We start from the raw sequence: 6085 nt of genomic DNA, 5'->3' as shown, positions 1-6085 counted from the left end.
GCCGCCATCGCGGCGGCGCTCGGCAGCCTGTCTTTGTAGTTTTGCGGTTTTCGGTCGGCGAGAGGAGCAGGGCGTGAAGACGAATCCCGTGATCGAGGGCATCCTCGGGCGGCGCTCGGTGCGCGCGTTTAAGGAGCGCGCCATCCCGCGCGAGGACTTGGAGGCCATCGTGGCGCGCGGGCAGTGGGCCCCGTCGGCGCGCAACCGGCAGGAGTGGACGTTCGTGGGGGTGGACAGCCGGGCGCGCATCGCGCGGCTGGCCGAGGCCATGCGGCGTGCGCTCGGGCTCGATGCCTACGACATGTACGCGCCGCAGAGCATCGTCATCGTGGCGCATGCTAAGGGTGCCGAGTTCGGTCGTGAGGACGACGGCTGCGCGCTGGAGAACATGTTTCTGGCCGCGCATTCGCTCGGCATCGGCAGCGTGTGGATCAACCAGCTGCAGGGCATCTGCGACGAGCCTGCCGTCCGCGCCGAGCTGGACGCGCTCGGCGTGCCGGTGGACGCCGAAGTGCACGGTGTTTGCGCGCTCGGTTACGCCGCCGAAGGGGGCGCGGGCGCGGCGCACGAGCGCAGAAGCTCCGTTATCTGGGTGGAAGGGTAAGCCTCCGCCATGCCCCCGTTCGACTTCTCGGCGTTCTTCTCGCGCTGCCCGCTTCTGCTCGCGCCCATGGCGGGCGTTTCCGACGAGGCGTTTCGCACGCTGTGCCGCGAGCAGGGCGCCGACCTCGCCTACACGGAGATGGTGTCGGCGAAGGGGCTTTCCTACGCCAACGAGAAGACGCGGCACCTCCTGGCCCTCGCGCCGGGGGAGGAGCGCGTGGCCGTGCAGCTGTTCGGCCACGAGCCGGACACGATGGCGGCGCAGGCCGCATGGGTGGAAGACGAGCTGGGAGAGGCGCTGGCGTACCTGGACATCAACATGGGCTGCCCGGCGCGCAAGATCGTGTCGAAGGGCGACGGGTCGGCCCTTATGAAGGACCCGGAGCTGGCGGCCTCCATCGTGCGCGCCGTCGTGCGAGCCGTCGAGCATCCGGTGACGGCGAAGTTTCGGCGCGGCTGGGCCGAGGAGGAGGAGACGGCGCCGGAGTTCGCGCGCCGCATGGAGGACGCGGGCGCGGCGGCTGTGACCGTGCACGGGCGTTACGCCGAGCAGCTCTACCGCGGCAGCGCCGACTGGGGCGTAATCGCGCGGGTGAAAGAGGCTGTAGACGTGCCCGTCATCGGCAACGGCGATGTGCGAGGTGGCGCTGACGCTGCGGCGATGGTGGCGCGCACGGGGTGCGACGCCGTGATGATCGCGCGTGGCTCCGAGGGAAACCCATGGGTGTTCGCCCAGGCCAAAGCCGCGCTTGCGGGGCTGCCCGAGCCTGCGCCGCCCACAGCGGCCGAGCGCGTGGCCATGGCGCGCCGCCACGCGCGCTTGCTTGCCGATCGCGAGGGCAAGAACATCGTGCGCATGCGCAAGCACGCCATGTGGTACCTCACCGGCCTCCCCGGCGCATCCGCCGCCCGCGCCCGCATCAATGCCTGCACCACCCCCGAAGACTTCGACCGCGTATTCGACGAGCTGCTGGAGCATGCGGGTTAGAAAACTTCTACATTTGCAAATCGCTCCATTTCAGAAAATATGTCACAGGTCGTATTTTCTGAAATGGATTACAGGGATAGTTTCTCGTGTAGAAACATTGTTTGGAGAATAGGTATTTTGAAGAGCGTCTCATATAGTCAAACGATGCTTTTGCAGTCTATCAATTGAAGTCATTTGAAGTTAAAATACTTCATATGCGCTATTCTATAGAAATGTGTTACAAGGAGGAAGCATGGCTACGCTCACGCTAAGACTGAGTGACGATCTTAAATCGCAAGCATCCGAGGTTGCCGAGTATTACGGGTTTGATCTTGGGGCGGTTACGCGGGCTTTTTACAGCCAGATGGTTCGTGAGCATGCTATTCCCTTGAATCTTCGGGCATATGAGCCGAATGAGGAGAGTCTTCGTGCGATAGCGGAAACAGATACGGCAATTGCATCAGGAGACTACGATCTCTATGACGATGCTTCTTCCTTGCTCGACGCTGCCAAGGCTCAATCATGAGACTCAAAGCGACATTCACGCCATCGTTTGCGCGAGACCTGAAAAGAATCAGAAAACGGGGCTTTAACGAGCACGATCTGCTGAACGTCATTGATCTCATCATTGAGAATACGGCCGATTCGCGCGAAGAATTGCGGAGGCGCCACCGTATGCACAGCCTCAAAGGAGCTTGGAAGGGAAGTAGTGAATACCATGTTGCGAATGCTGGCGACTGGCTTGTTGTCTGGCGGGAGCACGACGGAGTTGCCTTTTTTCAAAGAATCGGAACGCACGACGAGATATTTCGATAGCAAACGAATTGTCGGTATGTGGTTTTCGATTGCATTGGGAATGGAAGCGGAATAGAAGGTGCGGTTTGGCAGGGGAATAAAGATGGTTGTCCGGCTGCGGGGCCTGCGTCTCTGCGTTTTATGGCTTGTGGTACCATGCAGTCGATGGCGCTGCTTCCTTGCAACTTGGCGCCCTCGCTTAGTCTTTCGAAGAGCAAAAGGAGCATTCCCGTGCCGCATGACCCCTACAAAGCGCTTTACCTGCATCTGCCGTTTTGCGTGAAGCGGTGTGGGTACTGCGACTTCGCTACCGAGGCCATGGCGGCAGACGATGCGCGTATCGACGCATACGTGGAGGATCTGTGCCTGCAGATTCGGCGCAAGGCGCGCGAGGGTGAGCTGGGGGCGCTTGAGACGGTGTACCTCGGCGGTGGGACACCCTCTCACGTGGGGCTTTCGCGTTTGTCGATGCTGTTGTACACGCTCTCACTTTCTATGCGGCTCGAACCTGACGTGGAGTGCACGATGGAGGCGAACCCGGAAAGCCTCACCGAGCGTATGGTGCGCGATGTATGGGCGTTGGGGGTGAATCGGCTCTCCATCGGCGTGCAGAGCTTCGACGATGCGGTGCTGGCCGTGCTCGGTCGTGCGCACGACGCCGACGGCGCGCGGCGCGCAGTGGCGGCGGCGCAGACGCGCTTTGAGAACGTGAGCGTGGACCTCATGTGCGGGATTCCCGGTCAGAGCGCGGAGAGTTTCGAGGCGAGCGTGCGCGAGGCCGTGGCGTTGGGGGTGACGCATGTGAGCGTGTATCCGCTAACCATCGAGCCGCATACGCCCTTCGATGCCGCGGTGCTGTCCGGCGAAATGCCCGAACCCGACGACGACGCGGAGGCTGCGCACATGGAGATTGCGGCGCGCGTGCTGGCCGAGGCGGGCTTTGCGCGCTACGAGGTGGCAAGCTACGCGCGGGAGGGGTTCGAGTGCCGCCACAACATCGCCTACTGGACGGGCGTTCCGTACCTGGGGCTGGGACGGTCGGCCGCCACCATGACCCAGAATGCCGAGCGGCGTATGCGCGTGCAGGACGGGCGGGTGACCGACGACTTGGATGCGCGTCAGATGGCCGCAGAGGACCTCATGCTGGGCATGCGCATGACGCGCGGGGTGTCCGACGACCAGGTCGCCCGCGCCGCGGCGTTCTTGCCCGACGCCCCCGAGGCGCTGGCTGACCTCACAAGCCAGGGCCTCGTCGTTCACGAGGGCGGCCGCTTCCGACCCACCGAACGCGGCTGGCTCTGCGGAAACGACCTCTACGGCCGTCTGTACGCTTTGGCGCCATAGCGGGGGAGTCGAAGCTCCTTGGACGCGCTCGTGCGCGGTTGTGCTATCCTGAGGCGGTCTGCCGAAGCGATGGATGGAGGGACGTGATGGATTCTGCCGAAGCACCGTGGAGGGGCGGCCGATCATCTTGCATGGCGACGTTCCTGCGCATCCTGATCACGGTGCTGTTTGCGCTTGGCGCCCCTCTCGCATGCCTCGTGCTGCTGCTCACCCCTCTTGCCGTCAACGCCTTCCTCGTTTCCATACCCCTTATGCTCGGCGTTCTTGCGATCGTCCTTTTGTGGGGCTTCTCGAACGTGCGCGTGCGCGCGACCTGCCTGATTTTGGCGAGCGTGCTCGTGGTTGCGGGTGCGGGCGTCTACGCTTTCGAGATGCGCAACGTCGTTGTGCAGGAGTCCTCCGAGGAGGGCGTGCGCGTGACGGAGAACATTGACTACTATGCGTATGTTCCCTTCGACGGGCCGCTCGTGGCGCGGCTTGACGGCGAAGCGTCGCTTTCCTTCGGATCCGCCGAACCGCTCCCGCGCATCGACAGCGCCTCGGCGCTTCTGCCCGTGGCCTCGGCGTTCGTGACGGCGGTCTACCCGCAGGAGGCCACGACCATCGCCTATGCGGAAGATGAGGAGAAGCGAGCGTCCGATCCGCTTGCCAGCACCTTCCAATATAACAACAGCAGCGCGGGCTTCGAGGCGCTTGCCGACGGGCACACGGACGTGTTCCTCGGCACGAAGCCAAGCGATGCGCAGGCAGCCTACGCTGCGGAACGCGGGGTGGAGTTCGCCTACACGCCCATCGGGAGGGAGGCGTTCGTCTTCTTTGTCAACGGTGACAATCCGGTAAGCAGTCTCACTATTGACGAGGCGAAGGGCATCTACTCCGGCCGCATTGCGAACTGGAGCCAGGTGGGCGGCAACGACGCGCCCATCGTGGCCTATCAGCGCAACGAGGGGTCGGGCTCGCAGTCTCAGATGCTGCGCTTCATGGAAGGCGTGCCGCTTGCCGACGCGCTCGAGGAACTGCATGTCGACACCATGAGCGGCATCGTGCGCTCCATCGCCGATTACGACAACGGCGCGGACGCCATCGGGTACTCGTTTCGCTATTACGCCACCGATTTGGTGGGGGAGCACAACATCAAGCTGCTCGCCATCGAGGGTGCGGCTCCTACGCCCGAGGCTGTGGCAGCAGGCGACTACCCGCTGGCAAGCGATTTCTACGCCGTCACGCGCAAAGGCGACGATGACGAGAATCTTGCCCGATTCCTTGAATGGATGCGCTCCGAGGAAGGTCAGTCCCTCGTAGAAGCCTCCGGTTACGCCTGCGTGCAGGAGTAGCCTCCGGTTCGAGGGGGAGGATGCCTACGACGTTGAACTGCGCGATCGTCATTGCAAGGGCCGCTATGGGCGAGAGAAGAGGCACGCTGATTGTCGCGCGCACACCGACGCATCCGGGTGAGGCGCTGCGTGAGAAGTTTATGGACGACTACGGGATGAGCGTGCCCGAAGTGGCCCGACGCCTCTCGGTGTTGCGGCAGTTGGTGGACGAGCTCGTGCGCGAACGACGCGCCGTGAGTTCGGACATGGCCCTGCGGCTCTCAGAGTTGTTCGGTACCTCGCCGCAGTACTGGCTCAACTTGCAGCGCAGTGTTGACTTATGGGATTCGCTCGAGGGTGACAGAAGACGGGGATAAGGGGCTGTCAAAGTTACGCCGTCTCTAAAATCACAACTCTAGCCGGATTCCATTCCATGTGCTAAGATGCAAACCAAGCGGTGCCCCGCCTAACCGGGCAGCATCGTTTCGGTTCAAACCCCGCAGCCGGTCAAAGCGCGCGGGGTTTTCTCTTTCCACTCAGCTGTTCGCCACCTCCTTTCTGCCAGCATTTGCCAAAAAACGCCGCTATTTGCGGCGTTGGCTTATGCCGACAATGCCAAGAACAACAGAGAATATGGCGCAAAGCGCCAAAACGGTCTGTGGATCCATGGCAAGCACCCCCCTTCAGGGCTGCCCGGATGCAACGAAGCACCACCGCCATCGTATCACGCCCAACCGCTGCCGTCCCCTAAAACCTCTGACGCTAAGAGATTGCGCCAGGGGTTGGGAAACGATCCGCTTCCCGTTGTCGCGATAGGGTAGAGCGCTCCCAAACATCGTTGTCGCGGCTTAGCGCGCTTTGAAGGGGCCGCGTGGATGGCAATGACGTGGTCTATGGGATCTTGCGCCCATTCGGAAAGATCGAAATCATCCGCACGGTTGAGCTTGCCCGCGCTTGCAACCTCACGCTAGCATGCTCCGCCACGCCCGCAGGCTTCGACATACTCAACGACCCGGGCCGCTTCGTGACAGCGCGCGCCGCCCGCACGGCTTGAAGGCTTGCG

General features: G+C 62.7%; 8 protein-coding genes. All 8 read left to right on the top strand.

What is annotated here, in order from left to right; all coding sequences use genetic code 11:
- The first annotated feature begins 73 nt into the window (after nucleotides 1–73).
- The 8 genes from ACWKY3_RS00065 (at nucleotide 74) to ACWKY3_RS00030 (ending at nucleotide 6076) form a co-directional block, all read left to right on the top strand.
- Nucleotides 74–604, top strand: coding sequence for a nitroreductase family protein (locus tag ACWKY3_RS00065; protein WP_449314379.1), 531 nt, complete (start codon nucleotides 74–76; stop codon nucleotides 602–604).
- Nucleotides 605–613: 9 nt separating this feature from the next.
- Entirely contained in the window at nucleotides 614–1591 is a 978-nt protein-coding gene (gene dusB / locus ACWKY3_RS00060; RefSeq protein WP_449314378.1) for a tRNA dihydrouridine synthase DusB, read from the top strand.
- Between the two features lie 232 nt (nucleotides 1592–1823).
- Nucleotides 1824–2096 carry a type II toxin-antitoxin system RelB/DinJ family antitoxin gene (locus ACWKY3_RS00055; protein ID WP_449314377.1) on the top strand — a complete coding sequence of 91 codons (273 nt, stop codon included), beginning with the start codon at nucleotides 1824–1826 and terminating at the stop codon, nucleotides 2094–2096.
- Nucleotides 2093–2386, top strand: a complete 294-nt coding sequence (locus ACWKY3_RS00050; protein ID WP_449314376.1) for a type II toxin-antitoxin system YafQ family toxin — start codon at nucleotides 2093–2095, stop codon at nucleotides 2384–2386. Before ACWKY3_RS00055 ends, ACWKY3_RS00050 begins: the two co-directional genes overlap by 4 nt.
- Before the next feature lie 210 nt (nucleotides 2387–2596).
- Nucleotides 2597–3709, top strand: a complete 1113-nt coding sequence (gene hemW, locus ACWKY3_RS00045) for a radical SAM family heme chaperone HemW (RefSeq protein WP_449314375.1) — start codon at nucleotides 2597–2599, stop codon at nucleotides 3707–3709.
- A gap of 131 nt (nucleotides 3710–3840) precedes the next feature.
- The gene (locus ACWKY3_RS00040; protein ID WP_449314374.1) at nucleotides 3841–5043 is read left to right on the top strand and encodes a PstS family phosphate ABC transporter substrate-binding protein; all 1203 of its coding nucleotides are present in this window, start codon (nucleotides 3841–3843) and stop codon (nucleotides 5041–5043) included.
- 65 nt (nucleotides 5044–5108) lie between these two features.
- Nucleotides 5109–5399: a HigA family addiction module antitoxin gene (locus tag ACWKY3_RS00035; protein WP_449314373.1), complete on the top strand. Its 291-nt coding sequence runs from the start codon at nucleotides 5109–5111 to the stop codon at nucleotides 5397–5399.
- 494 nt (nucleotides 5400–5893) lie between these two features.
- Nucleotides 5894–6076: a hypothetical protein gene (locus ACWKY3_RS00030; RefSeq protein ID WP_449314372.1), complete on the top strand. Its 183-nt coding sequence runs from the start codon at nucleotides 5894–5896 to the stop codon at nucleotides 6074–6076.
- Nucleotides 6077–6085 lie beyond the last annotated feature (9 nt).

It is taken from the genome of Rubneribacter sp., assembly GCF_965361815.1.
This window is presented reverse-complemented; position numbering and strand designations above follow the sequence as displayed.